Source organism: Stenotrophomonas sp. YJH_SMC_32, from assembly GCF_059369975.1.
This window is the reverse complement of sequence record NZ_JCAFTE010000009.1, coordinates 76,950-99,700: the sequence shown is the minus strand read 5'-3', so window position 1 is coordinate 99,700 and position 22,751 is coordinate 76,950. Positions and strand designations below refer to the sequence as shown.

At 67.5% G+C, this 22,751-nt stretch carries 22 protein-coding genes, 1 tRNA gene and 1 pseudogene; 18 read left to right on the top strand and 6 right to left on the bottom strand.

Translation table 11 applies throughout. The annotated features are described in order from the left end of the window. Positions 1-57: 57 nt before the first annotated feature. Positions 58-1,905 (top strand): patatin-like phospholipase family protein, encoded by a 1,848-nt coding sequence (locus AC5P7S_RS12790; protein ID WP_170944949.1) that lies wholly within the window; start codon positions 58-60, stop codon positions 1,903-1,905. 352 nt (positions 1,906-2,257) lie between these two features. Here AC5P7S_RS12790 and AC5P7S_RS12785 read toward each other — a convergent pair whose 3' ends face one another. After that, positions 2,258-3,625: a helix-turn-helix domain-containing protein gene (locus tag AC5P7S_RS12785; RefSeq protein WP_095378603.1), complete on the bottom strand. Its 1,368-nt coding sequence runs from the start codon at positions 3,623-3,625 to the stop codon at positions 2,258-2,260. Between the two features lie 115 nt (positions 3,626-3,740). On the opposite strand from AC5P7S_RS12785, the gene AC5P7S_RS12780 reads away from it, so the two are divergent. Genes AC5P7S_RS12780 through mmsB form a run of 5 tightly spaced genes read left to right on the top strand, consistent with a single transcriptional unit; the run spans position 3,741 to position 9,280 of the window. Beyond that, positions 3,741-5,246 (top strand): CoA-acylating methylmalonate-semialdehyde dehydrogenase, encoded by a 1,506-nt coding sequence (locus AC5P7S_RS12780; RefSeq protein WP_053498738.1) that lies wholly within the window; start codon positions 3,741-3,743, stop codon positions 5,244-5,246. Between the two features lie 14 nt (positions 5,247-5,260). Next, complete coding sequence (locus AC5P7S_RS12775; RefSeq protein WP_095378605.1) at positions 5,261-6,427, top strand: acyl-CoA dehydrogenase family protein; 1,167 nt, start codon at positions 5,261-5,263, stop codon at positions 6,425-6,427. Continuing rightward, entirely contained in the window at positions 6,424-7,221 is a 798-nt protein-coding gene (locus AC5P7S_RS12770; protein WP_095378607.1) for an enoyl-CoA hydratase, read from the top strand. The genes AC5P7S_RS12775 and AC5P7S_RS12770 overlap by 4 nt, the downstream gene beginning before the upstream one ends. Next, the gene (locus tag AC5P7S_RS12765; protein WP_095378609.1) at positions 7,218-8,393 is read left to right on the top strand and encodes an enoyl-CoA hydratase/isomerase family protein; all 1,176 of its coding nucleotides are present in this window, start codon (positions 7,218-7,220) and stop codon (positions 8,391-8,393) included. Before AC5P7S_RS12770 ends, AC5P7S_RS12765 begins: the two co-directional genes overlap by 4 nt. Continuing rightward, positions 8,390-9,280, top strand: a complete 891-nt coding sequence (gene mmsB / locus AC5P7S_RS12760) for a 3-hydroxyisobutyrate dehydrogenase (RefSeq protein ID WP_069138081.1) — start codon at positions 8,390-8,392, stop codon at positions 9,278-9,280. Before AC5P7S_RS12765 ends, mmsB begins: the two co-directional genes overlap by 4 nt. 318 nt (positions 9,281-9,598) lie before the next feature. On the opposite strand, the gene AC5P7S_RS12755 is transcribed toward mmsB, so the two are convergent. Next, positions 9,599-10,024 carry an organic hydroperoxide resistance protein gene (locus AC5P7S_RS12755; protein ID WP_004153735.1) on the bottom strand — a complete coding sequence of 142 codons (426 nt, stop codon included), beginning with the start codon at positions 10,022-10,024 and terminating at the stop codon, positions 9,599-9,601. A gap of 111 nt (positions 10,025-10,135) precedes the next feature. Beyond that, a complete protein-coding gene (locus AC5P7S_RS12750; RefSeq protein ID WP_095378611.1) occupies positions 10,136-11,092 on the bottom strand; it encodes a cation diffusion facilitator family transporter in 957 nt (318 codons plus the stop codon). A gap of 499 nt (positions 11,093-11,591) precedes the next feature. Between AC5P7S_RS12750 and AC5P7S_RS12745 the strand changes: the two genes are divergently transcribed. From AC5P7S_RS12745 to AC5P7S_RS12715, 7 genes are all read left to right on the top strand, one after another. Then, positions 11,592-12,203 (top strand): lysozyme inhibitor LprI family protein, encoded by a 612-nt coding sequence (locus AC5P7S_RS12745; RefSeq protein ID WP_162911608.1) that lies wholly within the window; start codon positions 11,592-11,594, stop codon positions 12,201-12,203. A 349-nt stretch (positions 12,204-12,552) separates the two neighbouring features. Next, the gene (locus tag AC5P7S_RS12740; protein WP_095378616.1) at positions 12,553-13,146 is read left to right on the top strand and encodes a lysozyme inhibitor LprI family protein; all 594 of its coding nucleotides are present in this window, start codon (positions 12,553-12,555) and stop codon (positions 13,144-13,146) included. A 28-nt stretch (positions 13,147-13,174) separates the two neighbouring features. Beyond that, on the top strand, positions 13,175-13,498 hold the full coding sequence (locus AC5P7S_RS12735; protein ID WP_240431567.1) for an XVIPCD domain-containing protein: 324 nt from the start codon (positions 13,175-13,177) through the stop codon (positions 13,496-13,498). Between the two features lie 89 nt (positions 13,499-13,587). After that, a complete protein-coding gene (gene dusA, locus AC5P7S_RS12730) occupies positions 13,588-14,619 on the top strand; it encodes a tRNA dihydrouridine(20/20a) synthase DusA (RefSeq protein ID WP_095378619.1) in 1,032 nt (343 codons plus the stop codon). 212 nt (positions 14,620-14,831) lie between these two features. Continuing rightward, the gene (locus tag AC5P7S_RS12725; protein WP_005420623.1) at positions 14,832-15,206 is read left to right on the top strand and encodes a hypothetical protein; all 375 of its coding nucleotides are present in this window, start codon (positions 14,832-14,834) and stop codon (positions 15,204-15,206) included. Positions 15,207-15,279: 73 nt separating this feature from the next. Beyond that, a complete protein-coding gene (locus AC5P7S_RS12720; RefSeq protein WP_004136763.1) occupies positions 15,280-15,963 on the top strand; it encodes a response regulator transcription factor in 684 nt (227 codons plus the stop codon). Between the two features lie 25 nt (positions 15,964-15,988). Then, positions 15,989-17,413 (top strand): ATP-binding protein, encoded by a 1,425-nt coding sequence (locus tag AC5P7S_RS12715; protein WP_005420622.1) that lies wholly within the window; start codon positions 15,989-15,991, stop codon positions 17,411-17,413. A 126-nt stretch (positions 17,414-17,539) separates the two neighbouring features. Here the strand turns inward: AC5P7S_RS12715 and AC5P7S_RS12710 are convergent, their stop codons facing one another. Together AC5P7S_RS12710 and AC5P7S_RS12705 are read right to left on the bottom strand one after the other, a co-directional pair. Beyond that, entirely contained in the window at positions 17,540-18,331 is a 792-nt protein-coding gene (locus AC5P7S_RS12710) for a M90 family metallopeptidase (protein WP_262232845.1), read from the bottom strand. Continuing rightward, complete coding sequence (locus AC5P7S_RS12705; protein WP_014645622.1) at positions 18,298-18,582, bottom strand: hypothetical protein; 285 nt, start codon at positions 18,580-18,582, stop codon at positions 18,298-18,300. The genes AC5P7S_RS12710 and AC5P7S_RS12705 overlap by 34 nt, the downstream gene beginning before the upstream one ends. A gap of 144 nt (positions 18,583-18,726) precedes the next feature. Between AC5P7S_RS12705 and birA the strand changes: the two genes are divergently transcribed. The 4 genes from birA (at position 18,727) to AC5P7S_RS12685 (ending at position 21,397) form a co-directional block, all read left to right on the top strand. Next, the gene (gene birA / locus AC5P7S_RS12700) at positions 18,727-19,695 is read left to right on the top strand and encodes a bifunctional biotin--[acetyl-CoA-carboxylase] ligase/biotin operon repressor BirA (protein WP_095378625.1); all 969 of its coding nucleotides are present in this window, start codon (positions 18,727-18,729) and stop codon (positions 19,693-19,695) included. Continuing rightward, complete coding sequence (locus AC5P7S_RS12695) at positions 19,692-20,423, top strand: type III pantothenate kinase (protein ID WP_005420614.1); 732 nt, start codon at positions 19,692-19,694, stop codon at positions 20,421-20,423. Before birA ends, AC5P7S_RS12695 begins: the two co-directional genes overlap by 4 nt. 9 nt (positions 20,424-20,432) lie before the next feature. Beyond that, positions 20,433-21,281, top strand: coding sequence for an SPOR domain-containing protein (locus AC5P7S_RS12690; RefSeq protein ID WP_095378628.1), 849 nt, complete (start codon positions 20,433-20,435; stop codon positions 21,279-21,281). A 40-nt stretch (positions 21,282-21,321) separates the two neighbouring features. Beyond that, positions 21,322-21,397, top strand: a tRNA-Thr gene (locus AC5P7S_RS12685). 101 nt (positions 21,398-21,498) lie between these two features. Here AC5P7S_RS12685 and AC5P7S_RS12680 read toward each other — a convergent pair. Next, positions 21,499-21,714, bottom strand: a complete 216-nt coding sequence (locus AC5P7S_RS12680) for a hypothetical protein (protein WP_430542161.1) — start codon at positions 21,712-21,714, stop codon at positions 21,499-21,501. A 149-nt stretch (positions 21,715-21,863) separates the two neighbouring features. Between AC5P7S_RS12680 and AC5P7S_RS12675 the strand changes: the two are divergent. Continuing rightward, positions 21,864-22,727: pseudogene (locus tag AC5P7S_RS12675) on the top strand (phage portal protein); the annotation flags it as partial. Positions 22,728-22,751: the final 24 nt, after the last annotated feature.

Genomic DNA, 22,751 nt, shown 5'->3' with positions numbered 1-22,751 from the left:
TACTGTGCATCGACAGACGGGAGGTGGCTCGTGGCGGCGAAGTACTGCGATCTGGTCATGAAAGGCGGCATCACCAGCGGCATCGTGTACCCCAATGCGGTACTGGCGCTGGCACGCGAGTATCGGTTCAAGAGCATCGGCGGCACCTCCGCTGGCGCCATCGCTGCGGCGGTAGCGGCTGCGGCGGCATGCGGTGATCGCCGCATGCAGGCCGGCGAGCACCTGCCCGGTGATGCCGGTTATGGCGGGCTGTCGGCGGTGTCGGCGCAGTTGTCGCGGCGCGGGTTCATCTACAGCCTGTTCCAACCGGCGCGGGGCGCGCGCGCGGCCTATCGGCTGCTGGTGGTGCTGACCGGCAATGCCGGCCTGCCGCACAAGCTGCTGTGCCTGGCGGTGGCGGTATTCGAGATCGCGCCGCTGGAAGTGCTGGTGTCGCTGGCGCTGCTGCTCGGCCTGGGCTGGTGGGGCGGTGGCTGGAGCGGCGTGGCCGCAACGCTGCTGCCGTCGCTGCTGTGCGCCTACGGTGCAGGCGTGGCCGGAGCCGCGTTGCGCGTTGCGCGTGTGGCCCGGCGCAACCTGCTGGGCCTGTGCAGTGGCCTCGGCCGCGATGCACGTAAACCGGCATTGACCGAGTGGCTGCATGAATGCCTGCAGCAGTTGTCCGGCAAGCCGCTGGATGCACCGCTGACCTTTGCCGATCTGCACGAGGCGCCGCGCTATGCCGGCGAGCCGGACAGCCCGCATGCGATCAGCCTGCAGATGATCACCACCTGCGTGTCGCACAACGAGCCGCGTACGCTGCCGCTGGGTGGCGCGCAGTTCTGGTTCCTGCGCGAGGAGTTCGAGCAGCTGTTCCCGGCCAGCGTGGTGCAGTGGCTGGTGGATCAAGCTGGCCGCCCGCTGGAGGTGGAAGGGCGCCGGTACTACCACCTGCCGCAGGGCCCGAAGCTGCCGGTGCTGGTGGCCACGCGCATGAGCCTGAGTTTCCCGCTGCTGATCAGCGCGGTGCCGCTGCATGAGCCCTCGCGCCGCGAGCGCCGCTGCGAATCCACTGCACCGGCCACCGACCAGGAACACAACGTGGCCGACAGCATGGAAGGGCTGACCAGCGCTGGGCAGACCTGCGGCCCGGTGATCACCGCGTTCCGCATCTGCTGGTTCTCCGATGGCGGCATCAGCAGCAACTTCCCGATCCATCTGTTCGATGCCGCGTTGCCGCGCTGGCCGACCTTCGCCATCAACCTGGTCTACCCGCAGCATGCCGAAGACGTGGGCCACGGTAGTGATGGCCGCCAGGCGCTGGAACATGCCGTGTTCCTGCCCACCGAGAACCGCCACGGCTGGCAGCGGACCTACCAGTCGATCGCCAGACCGTTGGCGGCGGCCGAGCTGGGTCGCTTCCTGTTCGCGGTGGTGGCGACCATGCAGAACTGGCGCGACCTGCTGCAGGCGCGCGCGCCGGGTTATCGTGACCGCATCGTGCACGTCAGCCTGCAGGGCGACGAAGGCGGCATGAACCTGGACATGCCGCAGGAGGTGCTGACCCGCATCGCCGACAAGGGCAGCCTGGCGGGTGCGCGCTTCTGTTCGTTCTCGTTCGGGAACCACTACTGGATCCGCTGGCGCAACCTGGCCTCGGCCTACCAGCGCTACACGCTGGAAGTGGCGCGTACCGACGACCCGGCGCAGCAGGTGCTGGCCTACCGCGCGGCGTACTCGATGGTTGCCCGTGGCGAGCCGGCACCGCCGTCGTACAAGCTGGGCTCGGAAGACAAGCGTCGCGGCTCGCAGCAGCTGTGGGCGCAGATGGTCGAGCAGGGCCGCACCTGGGAAGACCTTGGCCCGGACCTGACCGACGGCGCACCGCGCCCGCTGCCGCAGATGAAGGTCACGCCGATCTACTGACCCGGTAGTAGATCCACGCCATGCGTGGATGAACGTCCATCGAAATTGAATATTTCGAACATTCATCGAAGAGCATCCACGCATGGCGTGGATCTACCGTGTCGACCAAGGTCGACACCTACCAGAGCAATACGTCGTTCCGACAGATGGAAGGAAACTGTCGAAGGCGGGGTGCTGTCGGATTGCGGGGTGTCCGCGGCATGGATGCCGCGGACAAGCCCCCAGGGACGGGTTCACGGCGTCCCCGCAATCCGACACCGCCCCGCAATCCCACGGAATGCCAGCTTTTGCTGTTGCTGTTGCTTCGGCTTCGGCTTCGGCAGGTGCAGGGCGCAGCCCTGCCGAACCAACCCTACCTCCCCGGCAACTGCGCGAACGCACGCTGCATGCAGTCCTCGCGTGGGCACACCCGGCAACCCGGTCCGATCGAAACCGAGTTCCCTGGGCTCTGCACATCCAGCCCCAGCGAATACACCAGGCGTTCGGCATGCTGTAGATCGCAGCCCAGCGCCACCGCGAAGGTCTTGCGCGGCTGGCCATGGCCCACCGGGCCACTGCTGACCTGCCGCGCCAGCCAGAAATGGCGGCGCCCGTCGGGCATGCGCGCGGTCTGGGTAAGGATGCGACCGGGCTGGTTGAACGCCTCGTAGACGATCCACAGCGGGCACGAACCGCCCACCTGCGAGAAGTGGAAATCGGTGGCCGAATGGCGCTTGGATACGTTGCCCGCGCGGTCCACGCGGATGAAGAAGAACGGCAGGCCGGGCGCACTGCGCCGTGCCAGCGTGCTCAGCCGGTGGCAGACCGCCTCGAAACCGACGCCGAACTGGTGCGCCAGCAGTTCGATGTCGTAGCTGCTGGCCTCGGCCGCACGCAGGAAGCGCATGTAGGGCATGACCAGCGCGCCGGCGAAGTAGTTCGAAAGACCCACCCGCGCCTGTGCGATGCGTGCGTCATCGGTGAAGCCGGCACGCGCCACCACCGCATCGATCTGCGGCAGGTAGCCGTGCAGGGCCAGTTCGGCGGCCATCTGGAACGCCTGCTGGCCCGGCTCCAGGTAGTCCGGCAGCCACAGCCGCCGCGTGCCGGCATCGTACTGGCGCTTCTCGCGCCCGGCCTGCAGTGCGGCCACTTCCACCAGCACGCCGTGGCGGTCGGCCAGCAGCTGGCGCAGGCGTGGCGCCACATGCCCGGGCGAGAGCCCCCACTCGGCGAACAGGCGTTCGGCCAGCTCGTCCAGTTCGGGAATGTGGTTGTGCATGCGGTTGAAGAACTCACGCACCTGGTCACCGGCGGGCAGGGTGCTGCCGGCGCCGGGCTCGCCCAGCTGGAACTCCAGCGCGGCGGCATGTTCGCGCAGTGCCAGGTGGCGGCGGTGCAGGTCCAGCAGCGCACGGCTGACCTGCGGCAGGTTGCCCGCCAGGGTGCGCAGTTCGGTGGCGCTGACTTCGGCCAGGCCCAGGTCGCGCAGGGTCTCGCCCAGCGCTTCCTGCAGCGCGGCGGGCTCATCTTCGTCGAACAGTGCGGAAACATCGCCGAGTACCTGGCCCAGCTTCTTCTGCACGGCCGGGGTCAGTGGGCGCTTGTTGCGCTCGATCTGGTTCAGGTAGCTGGCCGACAGCCCTAGCGCCCGCGCCAGGTCAACCTGACTGTAGCCGCGCTGTTCACGCAACCGCCGCAGGCGCAGGCCGAGTTGCCGCTGGGGAGCTGAGGGATTCACAGAATTAACAGGAATCGTGGGGCGTGTTGGCCAGATTAAGCGGATTCAGCCCAGAAATCGAGCTGGGTGCTGTGAATAATGCCAAGCATCTTTCGCACCCTGTGGGATTGTCGTCATGACTGTTGCAGCGCCCCGTATCCGCATGCTGATCGATGGCCAGTTCGTTGAATCGGCCACCTCCCACTGGCAGGACGTGATCAATCCGGCCACCCAGGACGTGCTGGCCAAGGTGCCCTTCGCCACCACCGGCGAAGTGGACGCCGCCGTCGCCGCCGCCAAGGAAGCCTTCAAGACCTGGCGCAAGACCCCGATCGGCACCCGCGCGCGCATCTTCCTGAAGTACCAGCAGCTGATCCGCGAAAACATGAGCGAGCTGGCCCACATCCTCACCGCCGAACAGGGCAAGACCCTGCCGGACGCCGAAGGCGATGTGTTCCGCGGCCTGGAAGTGGTCGAGCACGCGGCCGCCATCGGCAACCTGCAACTGGGCGAGCTGGCCAACAACGTGGCCAATGGCGTGGACACCTACACGATCATGCAGCCGCTGGGCGTGTGCGCCGGCATCACCCCGTTCAACTTCCCGGCGATGATCCCGCTGTGGATGTTCCCGATGGCGATTGCAACGGGCAACACCTTCATCCTCAAGCCGTCCGAGCAGGACCCGATGGTCACCATGCGCCTGGTCGAGCTTGCCCTGGAAGCCGGCATTCCGAAGGGCGTGCTGAACGTCGTCCACGGCGGCGAAGAAGTGGTCAACGCGATCTGCGACCACCCGGACATCAAGGCCGTGTCGTTCGTCGGTTCCACCCGCGTCGGCACCCACGTGTACAACCGTGCCTCGCTGGCCGGCAAGCGCGTGCAGTGCATGATGGGCGCCAAGAACCACGCCGTGGTGCTGCCGGACGCCAACAAGGAACAGACCCTCAACGCGATGGTCGGTGCGGCGTTCGGCGCAGCGGGCCAGCGCTGCATGGCCGCCTCCACCCTGGTGCTGGTCGGTGAAGCGCGCAACTGGGTGCAGGATCTGGTCGAAAAGGCCAAGACCCTGAAGGTCAGCGCCGGCACCGTATCCGGCACCGACGTCGGTCCGGTCATTTCCTGCAGTGCCCGCGAGCGCGTGGAAGGCTTGATCGCCTCGGGTGTGGAGCAGGGCGCCTCGCTGGTGCTCGATGGCCGCAACCCGCAGGTGGATGGCTTCGAGAAGGGCAACTTCGTCGGCCCGACCATCTTTGCCGGTGTCACCACCGACATGCGCATCTACCAGGAAGAAATCTTCGGGCCGGTGCTGGTCATCCTCGAAGCGGAGACGCTGGAAGACGCCATCGCGATGGTCAACAGCAACCCGAACGGCAACGGCACCGCACTGTTCACCCAGTCCGGCGCGGCCGCGCGCAAGTTCCAGGAAGACATCGACGTCGGCCAGGTCGGCATCAACGTGCCGATCCCGGTGCCGGTGCCGCTGTTCTCGTTCACCGGTTCGCGCGCCTCCAAGCTGGGCGACCTGGGCCCATACGGCAAGCAGGTGGTGCTGTTCTACACCCAGACCAAGACGGTCACCGCGCGCTGGTTCGATGACGAAACGCTGAGCCACGGCGTCAACACCACGATCAGCCTGAAGTAACGGCAGGAGCAGCCATGAGCCACTCGATGACGACGGAACTGGAAGAAGCGCAGCAGGCGTACCGCGAGGCAGCGCGCGACTTCGCACAGGCCGAACTGGCGCCACACGCCGCGCGATGGGATGCGGAGGGCATCTTTCCGCGCGAGGCGATCGCCAAGGCCGGTGAACTGGGCTTCTGCGGCCTGTACATGGACCCGGAAGTGGGCGGCAGCGGCCTGAGCCGGCTGGACGCCGCCGTCGTCATCGAGGAGCTCGCCAACGTCGATCCGTCGACTGCGGCCTACATCAGCATCCACAACATGGCCTCGTGGATGGTGTCCACGTGGGGCCAGCCAGCACTGCGCGATGCGTGGGGCACTGACCTGTCCTCGGGCAACAAGCTGGCCTCGTACTGCCTGACCGAACCGGGTGCCGGCTCCGATGCGGCCTCGCTGAAGACCACCGCCGTGCGCGACGGCGATCATTACGTGCTGAACGGCTCGAAGGCCTTCATCTCCGGCGCCGGTGCCACCGAACTGCTGGTGGTGATGGCACGTACCGGCGGTGCCGGTGCTGGCGGCGTCAGCGCCATTGCAGTGCCGTCGGACCTGCCGGGCATCAGCTTCGGCCGCAAGGAAGAGAAGATGGGCTGGAACAGCCAGCCCACCCGTGGCATCACCTTCGAAAACGTCCGCGTACCGGTCAGCCACCTTCTGGGAGAGGAAGGCGGCGGCTTCAAGCTGGCGATGAAGGGGCTTGATGGTGGCCGCATCAACATTGCCGCCTGCTCGCTGGGTGCAGCGCAGGGCGCGCTGGATGCCGCGCGCCGCTACATGGGCGAGCGCCGCCAGTTCGGCAAGGCGCTGGCCGAGTTCCAGGCGCTGCAGTTCAAGCTGGCCGACATGGTCACCCAACTGGTGGCCGCGCGGCAGATGGTGCACACCGCCGCGCGCAAGCTCGATGCCGGTGCCAGCGATGCCAACGTATGGTGCGCGATGGCCAAGCGCTTCGCCACCGATGCCGGTTTCAACGTCTGCAATGAAGCGCTGCAGATCCACGGTGGCTACGGCTACATCCGCGAGTACCCGATCGAGCGCCTGCTGCGTGACTGCCGCGTGCACCAGATCCTGGAAGGCACCAATGAGATCATGCGGGTGATCGTTGCCCGTCACCTGCTCAACACCGAAGAGGAACTGCGATGAAGGATTGGCGTACCCAGGAGCACGTGGGCCTGAAGGTCGAGGCCGACGGCCATACCGCCGTGGTCACCCTGAACAACCCGCCGGCGCACACCTGGACCGTGCACAGCCTGTCGGCGCTGCGCGACCTGGTCGGCGCGCTCAACGCAGACCGCGACATCTACGCGCTGGTGATCACCGGTGACGGCGAGAAGTTCTTCTCCGCCGGTGCCGACCTCAACCAGTTCGCTTCCGGCGACAAGGCCGCAGCGCGCGAAGCCGCGCGCCGTTTCGGCGAAGCCTTCGAGGCGTTGTCTGGTTTCCGTGGCGTGTCGATCGCCGCGATCAACGGCTACGCGATGGGCGGAGGCCTGGAATGCGCACTGGCCTGCGACCTGCGCATCATCGAAGAGCACGCCCAGGTGGCGCTGCCGGAGGCCACCGTCGGCCTGCTGCCGTGCGCCGGTGGCACCCAGAACCTGCCGCGCCTGGTTGGCGAAGGCTGGGCCAAGCGCATGATCCTGCTGGGTGAGCGCATCAACGCCGAGACCGCACTGCGCATCGGGCTGGCCGAAGAAAAGGTCGGCAAGGGCGAAGCCAAGGCACTGGCGCTGGAATGGGCGAAAAAGGCCGGCAAGCAGAGCCCGACCAGCATCGCCGCCTGCAAGACGCTGGTGCAGTCCACCCGCACCGGCACCCACGCCTCGGCGCTGGTGGCCGAGCGCGAAGCCTTCGTCGACCTGTTCGACACCGCCGACCAGATCGAGGGCGTGACTGCCTTCCTGGAAAAGCGCGCCGCGCAGTGGAAGAACGCATGAGCGCCGACACCGCTGCCGACGACGCACCGGTGCTGTTCGAGGAGCGCGTGGCCGGTAACGGCATGCGCATCGGCATCGCCACGCTCAACGCGCCGCGCACGCTCAATGGCTTCTCGCTGCCGATGGCACACCTGCTGCTGGAGCAGTTGAACGCCTGGGCCGACGACGACGGCATCGCCATGGTGGTGCTGCAGGGTGCTGGCGAAAAGGCGTTCTGCGCTGGCGGCGACCTGCACAGCCTGTACAAGGCCATGGTCGCCTTCCGTGAGGCTGGCCGCAGCGACATCCGCGAGAACGACTACGCCACCGAGTTCTTCGACGTTGAATACCGCGTCGATTACCTCATCCACACCTACGCCAAGCCGATCCTGTGCTGGGGCCACGGCATCGTGATGGGCGGCGGCATCGGCCTGATGTCCGGCGCCAGCCACCGTGTGGTCAGCGAGCGCTCCAAGCTGGCCTTCCCGGAAATCACCGTCGGCCTGTTCCCTGATGTCGGTGGCAGCTGGCTGCTGCCGCGCGTGCCGGGCAAGGGCGGGCTGTTCCTGGCGCTGACCGGCGCGCTGCTCAACCCAGGCGATGCCATCTACGCTGGCCTGGCCGATGTACATGTGCCCGAAGAGCGCCGCAGTGCGGTGTTCGATGCGCTGCTGCAGGTGGCCTGGTCCAGTGACTCCGCACACAACCACGAACGCCTGACCCATCTGCTGCAGGCGCATGCCAGCGATGCCGCCACCGGTCCGCTGCTGGCCAATGCGGCGCAGGTCGATGCGTTGTGCGAAGGCGATGACCTTGAAGCCATTGTCGCGCGCATTGCCGGCCTGCAGACCGATGATGCGTGGTTGCAGGCGGCACAGAAAACCCTCGCCGCCGGTGCGCCGGGTTCGGCACGGTTGTCGTACGAGCTGCAGCGCCGCAGTGCCGGCCAGGATCTGGCCGCGATCTATCGCCTGGAGTACATCGTCGCCCTGCATTGCGCCGCCCACGGTGATTTCGCCGAAGGCATCCGCGCGCTGCTGATCGACAAGGACCGCAATCCGCAGTGGAACCCGGCCACCCTGGCCGAGGCCACCGGTGCGTGGGCCGACACCTTCTTCGCTTCCCCCTGGGCCGCTGCCGCGCATCCGCTGGCCGACCTGGGCACTCCCCTTGTTGAAAGGAGCCTTGCATGAGCCGCATTGCATTCATCGGGTTGGGCAACATGGGTGGCCCGATGGCCGCCAATCTGGTCAAGAACGGCCACACCGTGCGCGTGTTCGATCTGGTCCCGGCCGCGGTGCAGGCCGCCGTCGATGCCGGTGCCAGCGCGGCGTCGTCGGCACGCGACACCCTGGCCGATGCGGAAGTCGTGATCTCGATGCTGCCGGCCAGCCGCCACGTCGAAGGCGTCTACCTGGGCGATGACGGCATCCTCGCCGCAATCCCGGCCGGTGCACTGGTCATCGACTGCAGCACGATCGCACCGGCCAGTGCCCGCAAGGTCTCGGAAGCGGCCGCCGCGCGTGGCCTGCAGATGATCGACGCGCCGGTCTCCGGCGGTACCGCCGGCGCCCAGGCCGGTACCCTGACCTTCATCGTCGGTGGCGAAGAGGACGCGCTGGAGCGCGCCCGCCCGGTGCTGCAGGCGATGGGCAAGAACATCTTCCATGTCGGCGCCAGCGGTGCTGGCCAGGTCGCCAAGCTGTGCAACAACATGGCGCTGGGCGTGATCATGGCGGTGACCGGTGAAGCCATCGCACTGGGCGTGGCGCACGGGCTGGACCCGAAGGTGCTGTCGCAGATGATGGCGGTCAGCACCGGCCGCAGCTGGGCCACCGAAGTGTGCAACCCGTGGCCGGGCGTGCTGGAAAATGCGCCGGCCTCGCGCGGCTACAGCGGCGGTTTCGGCAGCGATCTGATGCTGAAGGACATGGGCCTGGCGGTAGAAGCGGCGATGAGTGTCGGCGCCTCGATCCCGCTGGGCGAAGTGGCCCGCAACCTGTACTCGATGAACCACCAAGCCGGCCGCGGCAAGCTGGATTTCTCCAGCGTCGTGCAGCTCATCACAAGCGACCAGTAACTGGTCGCTGGTCCGCGCATTCCACCTTATCCCCGCGCCGTTGGCGCGCCCCCTTGAACAACAAGGGGGCTCTTCTCCAGAAGGATGGATGCGCGCCGCAGCGAATGCGTCCCCGGCCATGTGCCGGGGCCCACCCGAGGTGGGATGGGCGGATGTTTGGTTTCGACCGGCATCCGCCCATTTTTTTGGGGGGGCGGATCACTGGGGTCGGATCCCTTTCGCAACGCGAAAGGGCTCTGACCCCATATAGCCGTGCCGGGCCTGGGATGGGGTCAGAGCCCTTTGCTGTTGGCAAAGGGATCCGACCCCGGCGCTGCATCAGGCAACGATCAGCGTCACGTCGATGTTGCCGCGGGTGGCGTTGGAGTACGGGCACACGATGTGTGCCTTCTGCACCAGTTCTTCCACCTGCTCGCGCGGCACGCCCGGCACGTTGATGGTCAGCTCGGCCTCGATGCCGAAACCGGTCGGGATCTGGCCGATGCCGACCTTGCCGGTGACGGTGGTGTCGGCCGGCAGCGCGACCTTGGCCTGGCCGGCCACGAACTTCAGTGCGCCCAGGAAGCAGGCCGAGTAGCCGGCGGCGAACAGTTGTTCCGGGTTGGTGCCGGGGCCGCCGGCGCCGCCCAGCTCGCGCGGGGTCGACAGCTGGATGTCCAGCACGTTGTCGGAGGAGACGGAACGGCCTTCGCGGCCGCCGGTAGAGGTGGCCTGGGCGGTGTACAGAACCTTTTCGATGGACATCGGGATGCTCCTGGTCAGTGGGTGGGTGTTGCGTTGGAGCCTACTTTGCCCGCTTTCCGCGTACGTTGGGTTGCAACGCGTACGAAAAACTTGATCGATCATCCTGCCGGCCTAGATCGTCCACTCGCGGTCGGTGGTGAACATGATGGTCAGCCAGCGGTCCGGCGAGGCCTCGCCCAGCGCTTCGCCGATCTCGTCGCGCAGCCGGTCCCATTCCACCAGGGGCCGCGGCGGGTCGTCTTCCGGCACCACAAAGAACAGCTCGATCTGCTCGCCACGCCCCACCTGCGCGACGTAGCTGCGGTGCTCGACGAAGCCGTGCCTGGCCACGATCGCGCGTGCCACCGCATCCACATGCGCCTGCAGTTCCGGCGGAGTGACCAGCAGGATGCCGGCCAGCGCCCGGCGCACGGTGCCGAGCGGGGCGATCATCACCAGCACGCAGACGAAGGCGAGGATGGCCGGGTCGATGTACGGCCCGACCCACGCCAGCGAGGTGCCCTGCACCAGCACGCCGCCGAGGAAGGCCAGCAGATAGCAGGCAGACATGCTGGCGGCGATCGCCCAGTTCTTCGCGTCCAGTGCGATGAACTCCGAACCGATGCGCCGGTTGGCGCGCAGCACGAACCAGGCCAGCGCACCTTCGCCGACGATCGACAGCCCGGCGAAGGCGATGGCCGGGCCGAGCGCGATGTGGCGGCCGCCGGACATCAGCGCGTCGACCGCATTGACCAGCGCATACAGCGCCGCGCCGATCATCAGCGTGCCGCTCACCCCCAGCACGATCGGCTCCAGGTGCCAGAACCCCATGGTGAAGCGCTGGTTGAGCCGCGACTGCAGCGCGTCGGTGCTCGTGGACAGTGCGATCAGCCGCGCGACCAGCAGTGACAGCCAGGTCATCACCACATCGATCAGGCCGTAGATGCCGTCGAAGATGATCAGCGAGGAATTGGCCAGCAGGCCGAATACCACTGCGGCGGCGGCCAGCAGCAGCGAGGCGGCGATGGACAGGCGCAGCACGCCCTGTTCGGTGGTGGAGTCGAAGAACTGCGGACGATCGGCGGCCATGGCGCGATTGTAGAGCGCCGCCGCGCCCCGCTGGGCCGGCCGTGCGTGCCCTTCCGACACAGCCGCCGCAATCCGCGTGGGACCGGGACAAAGCGGCTGCGATCGGGCGCACACATTCTGAATTCAGTCAGGCATCTGAACTCTGCGCCGTCGTAGCATTGCCCGCGTGATGGGGGTCGATGGACGGCCCCTTCCTGCCGGCACCCGCTGGCGACACGCAAGGGAGAAACAGGCAATGCAGGCAATGGACGCGCTCGGCCGCAACGAACGGGTCGGCGTCGGCCGTGGGTGCTGGAAGGTGTTGGCTCTATGCCTGGCGCTCACCGCATGCCAAGCGCCTTCTTCCCAGGCAGCGGCCGATACGGCTGCGCCCGTGTCGATCGCCGCAGCATCGCCGGCAGCTCCTCCCGGCCCGGCATCCGCAGATTCTCCGCGGTACCCGGATACGTCCTATAGCGAAGGTACGCTGCGCCCCGCCTATGGCTGGTGTGTGGATGGGGTGGAAGATGCAGGCAAGCTCCAGGCCTGCGGCAAGGACGAACTCGCCTACCAGCAAGCGCGTCTCGAAGCGGCGGCCAGCAAGGCGCTGGCCGGGCTCGACGCCGCTGCCCAGACGGCGTTCCAGGCCAGCCAGGCGAGCTGGCGCAGCGATACAGACCGTTATTGCCGCGATGTTCCCAACGGCAGCGTGCAGCAGCTGCAGGGCGCGCAGGAATGCCGCCTGTACCGTGTTGCCAACCGTGCCGACCAGTTGCTGGCGCAGAGCGCGCCGCCGGATACCTCGTATACCCAGGCAACGCTGCGTCCGGAATACACCCGTTGCGTGCAAGACGCCCGCGGCATGGACGACCAGCTGGAAGCCTGCGATACGGCCGAGCTCGCCCACCACAAGGCGCTGCTGGAAGCACAGGTCGCGCGACTGATGGACGGCGCCGACGGCCCGGCCAAGGACCGCTGGATGGACGAGCAGGCCAACTGGGTCGCAGAGACGGACAAAAAGTGCAGCCAGGCCACTGACAGCGTGGGCCCGGCGTTGGATGCACAGTTGTGCTTCATCAATCGTTATGCCAACCGTGTGGCGGAACTGCAGAAGGGCGTGCTGGCGCGATGACGAGCCTCGATGCCGGCATTGCAGGGGGCCTCGACGCCGATCCGAAAGCCCGTCTGCTGGCAGCGCAACGGAATTGACTGCGATCAAGTCTTCAAGATGTTCTTGAGACGGCAGTTTCGTTGAGGTTCGTGAGTGTTGGGCATCATGTGAGCGACCTCAACATACGAATTCGCGAACGCGATCGCGAGGACGTTGCGCCGTGCAGATTGCAGTTGGGACAAGGTGCACGCATTCCGAATCCAGTCAGGCATCTGAAATCCACGCTCGCGTAGCATGCGTTTCCTGATGGGGCCGATGGACGGCCCCGCGTTGACCGGCCACGCGCCTGGATGCCAAGGAGATGCAAGCAATGCAGGGAACGAACCACCTTCCAGCGGCCCCCCGTGAAACGTTCGGCAAGGTTGGGGCCATCGCCCTTGCGCTGGTCTTTGGCCTCAGCCTGGCGGCATGCCAGGCCAAGAGCCCGGAGGCGTATACGGCAGCTGCCCCCGCGGCCGCCGCGCCGGCCACTGCATCGCCGCCCGCCACTGCAGAGCCTGCACGTGCCGCACCTGCCACGACGGCGGCCGATGCCGATGACCAGGACATGCCGCCGCGGCGCCCGGATGATTCCTACAACAAGGCGACGCTGCGGCCGCAGTACGCCACGTGCGTGAAGTCCAGCGGCGGCGAGACACCGGCACTGCAGGCGTGCGGCGATGAGGAGCTTGCCTGGCAGGAGCAGCGACTCGAGCAGGCCTTCATGAAGATCGTCGACGGCCCCGATGGCAAGGACAAGGACAGGCTGATGGACGAGCAGGCCGCCTACATGTCCGATACCAATCGCTACTGCTGCTGGAACCCTGCCGAAGACGGGCAGGGGCAGATGCTGGACGCGCAGTCCTGCCGGATCAATCGCACTGCCAACCGTGCCGATGTGCTGCAGGCACTGACCTCGAAGTAGTTCCGCGCAAAGGAGTACAGGACGATGGATGCAGCGCGCCCAGGCCGGCCTGAAGCCATTGTTCGCCAACCCGCAGGAAGCCGAGCGTGCGGCCGGCCAGTTGGCCTATGAAAGCAAGGTGTCCGGCATGCGCCAGATCGACCACGTCGTGGCCCGCCCCGACGGCACCGGCCTGTTCGCGGTGCAGGGTGAGCTGGGCGATCCGGCGGCGCAGCGGACCTACGTCGACCGCCAGCAGGCGGTATCGCACTCGGTCGAGGCCAGCAGCCGGCAGAGCGAGGCGCTGGACAGCCAGTTCAACCAGCGTGCGCAGGAACAGCAGCAGGAACAGGTGCGCAACCGCGGGTTGTAAGCCACGCGGCGTCCCGGGGCCGGTCGAACGGCCCCGGAGCCACCCGCCGCCATTCAGCCGTCCGGTGTAAACTATTGATCTCACTGGCAATGCCAGTCTCCGCGATCAACACCTCGATGACGTCCGCCACCGCCCGTTACGCCGATTCCCTGCGCCTGTCCGTTGCCCCCATGATGGACTGGACCGACCGCCATTGCCGCGTGTTCCACCGCGTGCTGGCGCCGGGTGCGCGCCTGTACACGGAAATGGTGCACGCCAACGCGGTCATCCACGGCGACCGCGAGCGCCTGCTCGGCTTCGACCGCAGCGAACAGCCGCTGGCGCTGCAGCTGGGCGGCAGCGATCCGGCCCTGCTGGGGCAGGCTGCGCGCATTGCCGCCGAGTGGGGATACGACGAGGTCAACCTCAACTGCGGCTGTCCGTCCGACCGCGTGCAGGCCGGGCGTTTTGGCGCCTGCCTGATGCGCGAGCCGGCGCTGGTGGCCGACTGCGTGGCGGCGATGGTCGACGCGATCGGGATCCCGGTGACGGTGAAGTGTCGCCTGGGCGTGGACGAGGACAACGACTATGACGTGTTCGCTGCCTTTGTCGACCGCCAGGTCGCCGCCGGTGCCGCAATGGTGGTGGTGCATGCGCGCAACGCGTGGCTCAAGGGCCTGTCGCCGAAGGAGAACCGCGAGGTTCCGCCGCTGAAGTACGACTGGGCCTACCGCCTGAAGCAGGAGCGCCCGGCGCTGCCGGTGGTGCTCAATGGCGGCCTGGCCAGCATCGAGGCGGTGCAGGCGCAGGCCGCGCACGTCGATGGCGTGATGCTGGGCCGCGCGGCCTACCACGACCCCTACCTGCTGCATCAGCTGGAGGCGCTGCAGACCGGCGCGCCGTTGCAGGCGCGCGGTGACCTGCTGCGCACGCTGCGTCCCTACGTGGAAGCGCGCCTGGGCGAAGGCCTGGCACTGAAGCACATCACCCGCCACCTGCTCGGCCTGTTCCACGGCCAGCCCGGTGGCCGCGCGTTCCGCCAGGTGCTGAGCGAGGGCGCGCACCGCCCGGGCGCCGACTGGAGCCTGGTCGAGCAGGCGCTGTCGGTCACCGAGCGCGAAGCCGATCGTGCCGCAGCGTGACCGCAGTCACATTCCTGACTTGACAAGGGACGGCGATTCGTCCCGAATGTTCACCTAGCTGAACATCGCAGGGCTGCGGCCGGAAAAGTTCAGACCGGATTCACTGCCCCAAACCAAGAATTTGCAAAGGAATTGTAAAGGCCGGGTCCCGCACCCGGCTCCCGGATTTACGACTTTTGAACGAATCGCCGTGCTCGGCTAGGATCGCATCGATGTCTTCCGCTCCCTTCCATTGCCGCATTGCCCTGGCCACCTGCGTGGTGCTGTCGGCTGCGCCGCTGTCGTCGGCGCTGGCGCAACAGCCGCCGCGCGGCGAGCAGGCACGGGCGGAAATGATGGATCGGGGAGAGCGTGGCAACCGTGGCGACGAGCGTTCGCTGTCCGACGCCGTGCGCCGCGTGCAGCGCAGCACCGGCGGCCACATCCTCGGCGCCGAGCGCGTGCCGTTCGATGGTCGTGATATCAACCGGGTGAAGTACATGGACGACCGGGGCCGGGTCCGCTACATGGACGACCCCGCCCCGTCGCGTTCACAGCCGCGCACGCCGCGGTCGGATATGTCATCACTACGCGGCGATAACCCCTGAACAGGGATAGTCGTCGCTATCAACCCGTACCCCACAGGCCTCCGGGCCACACCCAGGACACTAGGGAGAGTTCATGCGTATCCTTCTGGTCGAAGACGAAGCCCCGCTGCGTGAGACCCTGGCAGCCCGGCTCAAGCGCGAAGGCTTTGCCGTCGATGCTGCGCAGGACGGCGAGGAAGGCCTCTACATGGGGCGCGAAGTTCCGTTCGATGTCGGCATCATCGACCTCGGCCTGCCCAAGATGTCGGGCATGGAGCTGATCAAGGCCCTGCGTGACGAAGGCAAGAAGTTCCCGGTACTGATCCTGACCGCGCGTTCGAGCTGGCAGGACAAGGTCGAGGGCCTGAAGCAGGGCGCCGACGATTACCTGGTCAAGCCGTTCCACGTCGAAGAGCTGCTGGCCCGCGTCAACGCGCTGCTGCGCCGCGCCGCCGGCTGGAGCAAGCCGACCCTGGAATGCGGCCCGGTCGCCCTGGACCTTGCTGCCCAGACGGTCAGCGTGGCCGGCAGCAATGTCGACCTGACCAGCTACGAGTACAAGGTGCTGGAGTATCTGATGATGCATGCCGGTGAACTGGTCTCCAAGGCCGACCTCACCGAACACATCTACCAGCAGGACTTCGACCGCGACTCCAACGTGCTGGAGGTCTTCATCGGCCGCCTGCGCAAGAAGCTGGACCCGGATGGCGAACTGAAGCCGATCGAGACCGTGCGCGGTCGCGGCTACCGTTTCGCGATCCCGCGCAACGAGGGCTGAGCCGGCTCACCCTGGCGATAACACGATGTCCGGCCGTCTGTGGTTCTTCCGACGCTGGCGGCCGCGCTCACTGCAGGCGCGCCAGATGCTCGCCGCGTCCGTGGGCCTGGTGGCGTTCCTGGCGCTGGCCGGCTACGCGCTCGACGCCGCCTTCGCCGATACGGCGAAGGCGAACCTGCGTGAGCGCCTGAAGAACTACGCCACCTCCTACGCGGCCGGCATCGACTTCACCCGCGACCGCTCGCTGTACATCCGCGAGCAGCCGCCGGATTCACGCTTCGACGTACCTGGCAGTGGCCTGTACCTGCAGGTGGTGATGCCGCACGGCAAGGGCAATTCGATGTCCGCCGAAGGGCCCATGCTGCCCACCGTGGGCGGCGGCCTGCTGGCGCCGCGCCAGGAAGTGTTCGAAGGCCCGCTGCCGATGATCCAGATCGATGGCAGCCAGGGCTCGGTGTACCGCTATGGCCTGGGCCTGGTGTGGGGCGCCGACGCCGACCCCGCCACTGAATTCCCGTACACCATCTACGTGATGGAAGACTCGCGCGCGCTGGGTGCGCAGCTGCGCGTGTTCCGTGGCCGCGTCTGGTTCTACCTGGGCGGCATCGGCCTGATCCTGCTGCTGCTGCAGACCGTCATCCTGCAGTGGAGCCTGCGCCCGTTGCGCCGGGTGATCACCGAGCTGACCAAGGTGCAGCGCGGCGAGACCGAGCGCATGAGCGAGCGCCACCCGCGCGAGCTGGAACCGCTGACCGACAGCATCAACGCCTTCATCGAAAGCGAGCGCGAGAACCTCGAGCGCCAGCGCAACACCCTGGCCGACCTCGCGCACAGCCTGAAAACGCCGATCGCGGTACTGCGCACGCAGATGGACAGCGGCGCCGGCGACGGTGCGCTGCGCGAAGAACTGGACGTGCAGCTGCAGCGCATGAACAACCTGGTTTCGTACCAGCTGGCACGCGCGGCCTCGTCGGGTCACAAGCTGTTCTCCGCGCCGCTGCCGATCGAGTCCAACGCCGAGGAAATCGTGCGTGGCCTGGAAAAGGTCTACGCCGCCAAGGGCGTGCTGTGCGAATTCGATATCGACCCGGTCGCACGCTTCCACGGCGAACCGGGCGACCTGCAGGAACTGCTCGGCAACCTGCTGGAGAACGCCTTCAAGTGGGCCAACCGCCGCGTGCTGTTGACCGCGCAGCCGCTGCCGGCGCCGAACGCACGCCGTGCCGGCCTGCTGCTGGCGGTGGACGATGATGGCCCGGGCATCGCCCCGGACGACATCGGCAAGGTGCTGCAGCGTGGCGTGCGTGGCGACGAGCGCGTGCAGGGCCACGGCATCGGCCTGTCGATCGTGCAGGACCTGATCAAGGACTACCGCGGCGAACTGACCGTGGGCCGTTCAGCCGAACTGGGTGGCGCCCGCTTCGAAGTGCGCTTGCCGCCGGGGCCGTAAGCCGCGCATTCCCGTCCGCCGGGCATTGCCTGGCGCAACAACGCAGGGTGTTCCGGTAGTGCCGGCCGCTGGCCGGCAACCTCATGATCTTCGGTAGCCTTGCTTGGTGCCGGCCAGCGGCCGGCACTACCGAAATTCGATCTTCGGCGGCTCGCCGTAGAACCGCCGCAGCTGCGCGGCGACCTCCGGCAACGCCTGCTGCAGCAGATCCGGTGCCGAGAAGTGGTACTCGCTGGCCACCGCGAAGAACTCTTCCGGCGCCTCGGCCGCATACGGATCGATCAGCGTCTCTTCGCCTGCGTCCACCTGCGCACAGAAGGCGTCGTAGGCGCGCTGGAACGTGGCCGCCCACTCGCGCTGCCATTGCCGCGGCAGCGGCGGTGTGCCGTCCATCGCACCATCCAGTGCATCGAGCTTGTGCACCATCTCATGTACCGCCACGCAGTAGCCGTCGTGCGGCGCGGCCAGGTCGGCCTGCACATCGGCCCAGGACAGGATCAACGGACCACTGTCCCACGACTCGCCGATCAGCTCGTCATCCCACTCGTGCAACACGCCGGCCGCATCCATGTGGCTGCGGTGCACGCGGAACGCATCCGGGTAGACGATCAGCTGCGACCAGCCTTCCAGCCCCACTTCACCGAATTCCAGCAGCGGCAGGCAGCACAGTGCGGCCAGCAGCACGCCATCGCCAGCCTGCAGTTGCAGTTCACCGACAGGGGTAATGGTCTTCTCATGCAGGAAGCGCGTGGCCAGCACGCGCAGTCGCGCGCGGCGTTCGTCGTCCAGGCCGTGCAGCCAGGCCGCACGGCGGCAGGCGTCTTCCCAAAGCGCATCGTCGATCGGCCGCGGCGAGGGCCGCAGCCACTGCAGGAACGACTTGATCAGCGGAACATTCCCGGCAGGTAGCTGTGCCACTTCGGCGCACGGATGCGCTGCAGCACGTCGTCGTCGCTGCCGCCGCCCCCGGTGCTGGTGGCACTGCTGGCCGCAGGGCGTACCGGTGCCGGCTTGGTGGTCGCAGCCGAGGCGGTCGCGGTCGGCGCGCGCTGCGAGGCGGCATCACCGTTGGAGGACACGCAGGCGCCGCGGCTGTCGTCCAGCGCTGCCGTTGCAGACGCCGCGAAGGGCATCATCAGCAGGATCAGGCAATGGGCATAACGGCGCATTGACGACATCCACGTTAAGGGAGGGTGAGTTCCCGATTCTAGCCCGAACCCGGCGCCCCGTTGGAAGCCCCTGCGGAACCCAGCGTGGCAGGCGTCGCTGGCGGCTTTCCCGCATAATTCCTTCCTGACTTCGTGGAAGCTGCCGTGGACGATCGCCAATTGCTGGCCAAACTCGCTGCCGGTCGCCTGTCCGGCGACGCCCTGGCCCGAGAGCTGGGCCAGACCCGGGCGGCTATTTGGAAGCGTATTCAAGGGCTTAGGGCCGCAGGTGTGGACATCGAGGGCCGTGCTGGCGAGGGCTATGGCCTGACCCGCCCGGTCGACCTGCTGGACCCGGCGGCGATCCGCGCCGGCCTGCCCGCCGATGCCCAGGCCCTGCTGCACGACCTGCAGGTGGCCTGGACGGTGGACTCCACCAACGCTGAATTGCTGCGGTGCAGCGCGCCCCAGCGCGGGGTCAGCGTGCTGCTGGCCGAACGCCAGACCGGTGGCCGCGGTCGTCGTGGCCGCACCTGGGCGTCGCCGCTGGCCGCGCATATCTACCTGTCGGTGATGCGCCTGTACTCCGGCGGCCTGGGCCGCCTGGCCGGGTTGAGCCTGGTGGCCGGCATCGCCGTGGCCGAAGCGCTGCACGACCTGGGCTACACCCAAGCGCAGTTGAAGTGGCCGAACGACCTGATCGTCGATGGCAAGCGCAAGCTGGTCGGCCTGCTTGCCGAGGGCGGTGGCGAATACGCCGGCCCGGCGCGCGCGGTGATCGGCATCGGCATCAACACCCACATGCCGCCGTCGTTCGGCGAGCAGATCACCCAGCCGTGGGTGGACTTGGACACGTTGGCCGGCAAGCCGGTGGACCGCAATGGGGTGGTTGCTGCCGTGCTGGCGCGCCTGCTGCCGGCGCTGGAAGAATTCGATCGCGAAGGCCTCGCTCCGTTCCTGTCGCGCTACGCTGCCTTCGACATGCTGGCCGGCCGCGAAGTGCGCGTGGAACTGGACGGGCAGTGGCAGCACGGTACTGCGCTTGGCTTGGCTGATGACGGCGCATTGCGCGTGCGCATCGATGGCCAGGAACGCCTGCTGCACGCCGGAGAAGTCAGCGTGAGGGCGGCATGAGCGATTGGTTGTTCGACCTCGGCAACTCGCGCTTCAAGTTCGCGCCGTTGCAGGGTGACCGTGCCGGTGACGTACAGGCCTGGGCGCATGGCGCCGAAGGCATGGCCGGGCAGCCGCCGCACAGCCTGCCCAGCGGCCGCACCGCGTTCGTGGCCAGCGTAGCGGCACCGTCGCTGACCAGCGCGATGCTGGACCAGCTGCAGCGCCGCTTCGAGCATGTGCATGTGGTGCGCACCAGCGCCGAATGCGCCGGCGTGCGCATTGCCTATGCCAGGCCGGAAAAGTTCGGCGTCGACCGCTTCCTCGCCCTGCTGGCTGCGGCCAAGGCGCAGCGCCCGGTGCTGGTGGTCGGCGTGGGCACCGCACTGACGATTGATCTGCTCGATGCCGACGGCCAGCACCACGGTGGCCGCATCTCCGCATCGCCCACCACCATGCGCGAAGCACTGCACGCGCGTGCCGTGCAGCTGCCCGCGACCGGTGGCGGCTACAGCGAGTTCGCCAACGACACCGCCGACGCGCTGGCTTCCGGCTGCGATGGCGCTGCGGTGGCGCTGATTGAACGCAGCGCACAGCACGCGCACACGCTGCTGGGCGTGGCACCGTCGCTGCTGGTGCACGGTGGCGGCGCAGCGGCGCTGATGCCGCTGCTGCCCGCTGCCGATTACCACCCCTCGCTGGTGCTGGATGGCCTCGCCCGCTGGGCGGTGCACCAGCCCGCGCGCTAGTATCCGCGCATGCTCACCCGTGCCCTCATCGTCGTACTGGCCATTCTCAATCTCGGCGTCGCCTGCTGGTGGCTGCTGCGCGATGCGCCGCAGAAGCCTGCGCCTGCGCCGCAACCGGCTGGCGTCGCCGAGCTGCGCTGGGTGCCCGGTGGCGTGGATGCCAATGCCGCAGCCGAGGCCACGGCCGCCGCCCCGACTGCATCGCTGATGGAGCGCGAACCGGCGGCGAAGACCGCGGTGGCTGCGACGCCCGCGCCCGTTGCGCCGGCAAAGCCGGAGATCGCCAAGCCGCAGGTGGCTGACGCTGCGCCGGTTGCTGACGCTGCCAAGCCGGGAACACCGCCTGCACCCGTTCCGGCAGCGGAAAAGCCCGTAACCCCGCCCGCGGCCGCCGAGCCGCCGCGCTGCGTCGCGCTGGGCCCGTTCGCCGACCGCGCCGCCGCGAGCAGTGCGCAAGGCAAGGCCGGTACGCTGCTCAGCCAGGTGCGCCTGCGCGAACAGCCCGCTGCCAGCGGCAGTGCCCGCTACCGGGTGATGCTGCCGGCCGCCGCCAACCGTGACGAAGCCCAGGCCACCGTGAAGCGCATCGTCGCCGCCGGCCTGAGCGACTACTACATCATCAGCCAGGGCGAGGAGGCCAACGCCGTGGCGCTGGGCCAGTACCGCAACCGCGAAGGCGCCGAACGGCGCATGGCGGCGGTGCAGGCCGCCGGGTTTCAGCCGCGCCTGGTCGCCAGCGGCGACGCCGGCCAATGGTGGCTGGAAGGGCAGCTGGCGGCGGGCACGCAGCCGGCCCAGGCCCAGCAGCGCAGCGGCGCGGCGCAGAGCCGGTCGCTGGAATGCACGCGGTTGCGCTAGAATCCCCTGACCGCGGCGCTGCCGCCGGTGCACCACCCATGCCGCTTTAGCTCAGTTGGTAGAGCAACTGTCTTGTAAACAGTAGGTCATCCGTTCGATTCGGATAAGCGGCACCACCTGGGAAGCTCTGAAACGCCTTGAAAACAGGGGTTTCAACGAAAAAGGCCAGTGCGTTGCGCTGGCCTTTATACGTCTACCGGGAAAATTACCGGGAAAATTAGCGGCTCTTTTTTGGTTTCACGGCCGCTCTTACCACCGGTACGGAATGGTCGTACAGCTGACGCATGGCCTCGGTCACGTGGCCGCCAGCGCTCTTGTCCTCGCTGTCGGTGATTCCCCGGTGTTTCAGGCCATGGAGCGCGAACCGCTGCTCCTCCTCGATCACGTCCTCCGCAATCGCGCGGCGGACCAGGCGCTGCCAGGCGCTGTCCAAGGCTGATTTCGTGAGCGGGGTGCCGGACTCTGAAACAGAAGGCGTCGTTGCTCAGGTTTGATCGGTACCGGCCGCCCATGGGCCTGCATTCGTTCGTCTCAGTAGCTCTGTAGCCACTTCACGGCCCGCGCGCAGATCCTTGGTCCACGGATCTGCAAGGGCTGTCGCGCACCACGCGCTCCAACCCGTACCTGCACAGCGGCCTGACATTCAAACGCAGCATGCCGGTGCTCACGTTCCGACCGCACCGGCTGCTGAGTCGCGAGGCGTTCTCGCAGCTGGCGCTGGACTACACCACGTTCGGCATGGGGTATGTCGAGCGACGCCGTGCCATGTCAGGCGCCGCACACAGCCTGGCCGTGCCGCTGGCGCAGTACGTGCGCCGCGGTGTCCAGCCCGGTGAGTTCTTTCAGGTGCGCGCCGGACGGGTAGAGCATGAGTTTCCCGCCGGTGAGCTGTTCCAGCTGCGGGAGGCCGATGCCGATCAGGAAATCTACGGCCTGCCGGAATTGATGCCGGCGGTACAGGCCGCGCTGCTCAACGAGTCGGCCACGCTGTTCCGGCGGAAGTATTACAACAACGGATCGCACGCCGGCTACATCCTCTACATGACCGACCCCCAGCCCGAGGGCATGGACGTGGATGCGCTGCGCGACGCCCTGCGGCAGTCGCGCGGGCCGGGCAATTTCAAGAACCTGTTCGTGCACTCGCCCAACGGGAAGAAGGACGGCCTGCAGGTGATCCCGGTCAGCGAGGTGGCGGCAAGGGATGAATTCACCGGCATCAAGAGCGTGACCCGCGATGACATGCTGGCCGCGCTGCGCGTGCCTCCGCAGTTGCTCGGCATCGTTCCGCAGAACAGCGGCGGCTTTGGCTCGATCCGGGACGCGGCGACGGTGTGGGCGGCGATGGAGCTTGCCCCGCTGCAGACACGCATGACTGCGATCAACGAATGGCTGGGCCAAGAAGTAATCCGGTTCGCGCCTTTCGACTTAGTGGCAAGCGCAGACTGATGCCACACCGAACGGAGCCTGAAG

What these genes read in the sequence shown, in the direction of transcription:
- AC5P7S_RS12775 (WP_095378605.1), top strand. Translation starts at nt 5,261, where the DNA reads ATGAGCCACTCGATGACGACGGAACTGGAAGAAGCGCAGCAGGCGTAC.
- mmsB (WP_069138081.1), top strand. Translation starts at nt 8,390, where the DNA reads ATGAGCCGCATTGCATTCATCGGGTTGGGCAACATGGGTGGCCCGATG.
- AC5P7S_RS12755 (WP_004153735.1), bottom strand. Translation starts at nt 10,024, where the DNA reads ATGTCCATCGAAAAGGTTCTGTACACCGCCCAGGCCACCTCTACCGGC.
- AC5P7S_RS12750 (WP_095378611.1), bottom strand. Translation starts at nt 11,092, where the DNA reads ATGGCCGCCGATCGTCCGCAGTTCTTCGACTCCACCACCGAACAGGGC.
- AC5P7S_RS12780 (WP_053498738.1), top strand. Translation starts at nt 3,741, where the DNA reads ATGACTGTTGCAGCGCCCCGTATCCGCATGCTGATCGATGGCCAGTTC.
- AC5P7S_RS12720 (WP_004136763.1), top strand. Translation starts at nt 15,280, where the DNA reads ATGCGTATCCTTCTGGTCGAAGACGAAGCCCCGCTGCGTGAGACCCTG.
- dusA (WP_095378619.1), top strand. Translation starts at nt 13,588, where the DNA reads ATGCCAGTCTCCGCGATCAACACCTCGATGACGTCCGCCACCGCCCGT.
- AC5P7S_RS12770 (WP_095378607.1), top strand. Translation starts at nt 6,424, where the DNA reads ATGAAGGATTGGCGTACCCAGGAGCACGTGGGCCTGAAGGTCGAGGCC.
- AC5P7S_RS12740 (WP_095378616.1), top strand. Translation starts at nt 12,553, where the DNA reads ATGCAGGGAACGAACCACCTTCCAGCGGCCCCCCGTGAAACGTTCGGC.
- AC5P7S_RS12690 (WP_095378628.1), top strand. Translation starts at nt 20,433, where the DNA reads ATGCTCACCCGTGCCCTCATCGTCGTACTGGCCATTCTCAATCTCGGC.
- AC5P7S_RS12735 (WP_240431567.1), top strand. Translation starts at nt 13,175, where the DNA reads ATGCAGCGCGCCCAGGCCGGCCTGAAGCCATTGTTCGCCAACCCGCAG.
- AC5P7S_RS12790 (WP_170944949.1), top strand. Translation starts at nt 58, where the DNA reads ATGAAAGGCGGCATCACCAGCGGCATCGTGTACCCCAATGCGGTACTG.
- AC5P7S_RS12695 (WP_005420614.1), top strand. Translation starts at nt 19,692, where the DNA reads ATGAGCGATTGGTTGTTCGACCTCGGCAACTCGCGCTTCAAGTTCGCG.
- AC5P7S_RS12715 (WP_005420622.1), top strand. Translation starts at nt 15,989, where the DNA reads ATGTCCGGCCGTCTGTGGTTCTTCCGACGCTGGCGGCCGCGCTCACTG.
- AC5P7S_RS12705 (WP_014645622.1), bottom strand. Translation starts at nt 18,582, where the DNA reads ATGCGCCGTTATGCCCATTGCCTGATCCTGCTGATGATGCCCTTCGCG.
- AC5P7S_RS12765 (WP_095378609.1), top strand. Translation starts at nt 7,218, where the DNA reads ATGAGCGCCGACACCGCTGCCGACGACGCACCGGTGCTGTTCGAGGAG.
- AC5P7S_RS12725 (WP_005420623.1), top strand. Translation starts at nt 14,832, where the DNA reads ATGTCTTCCGCTCCCTTCCATTGCCGCATTGCCCTGGCCACCTGCGTG.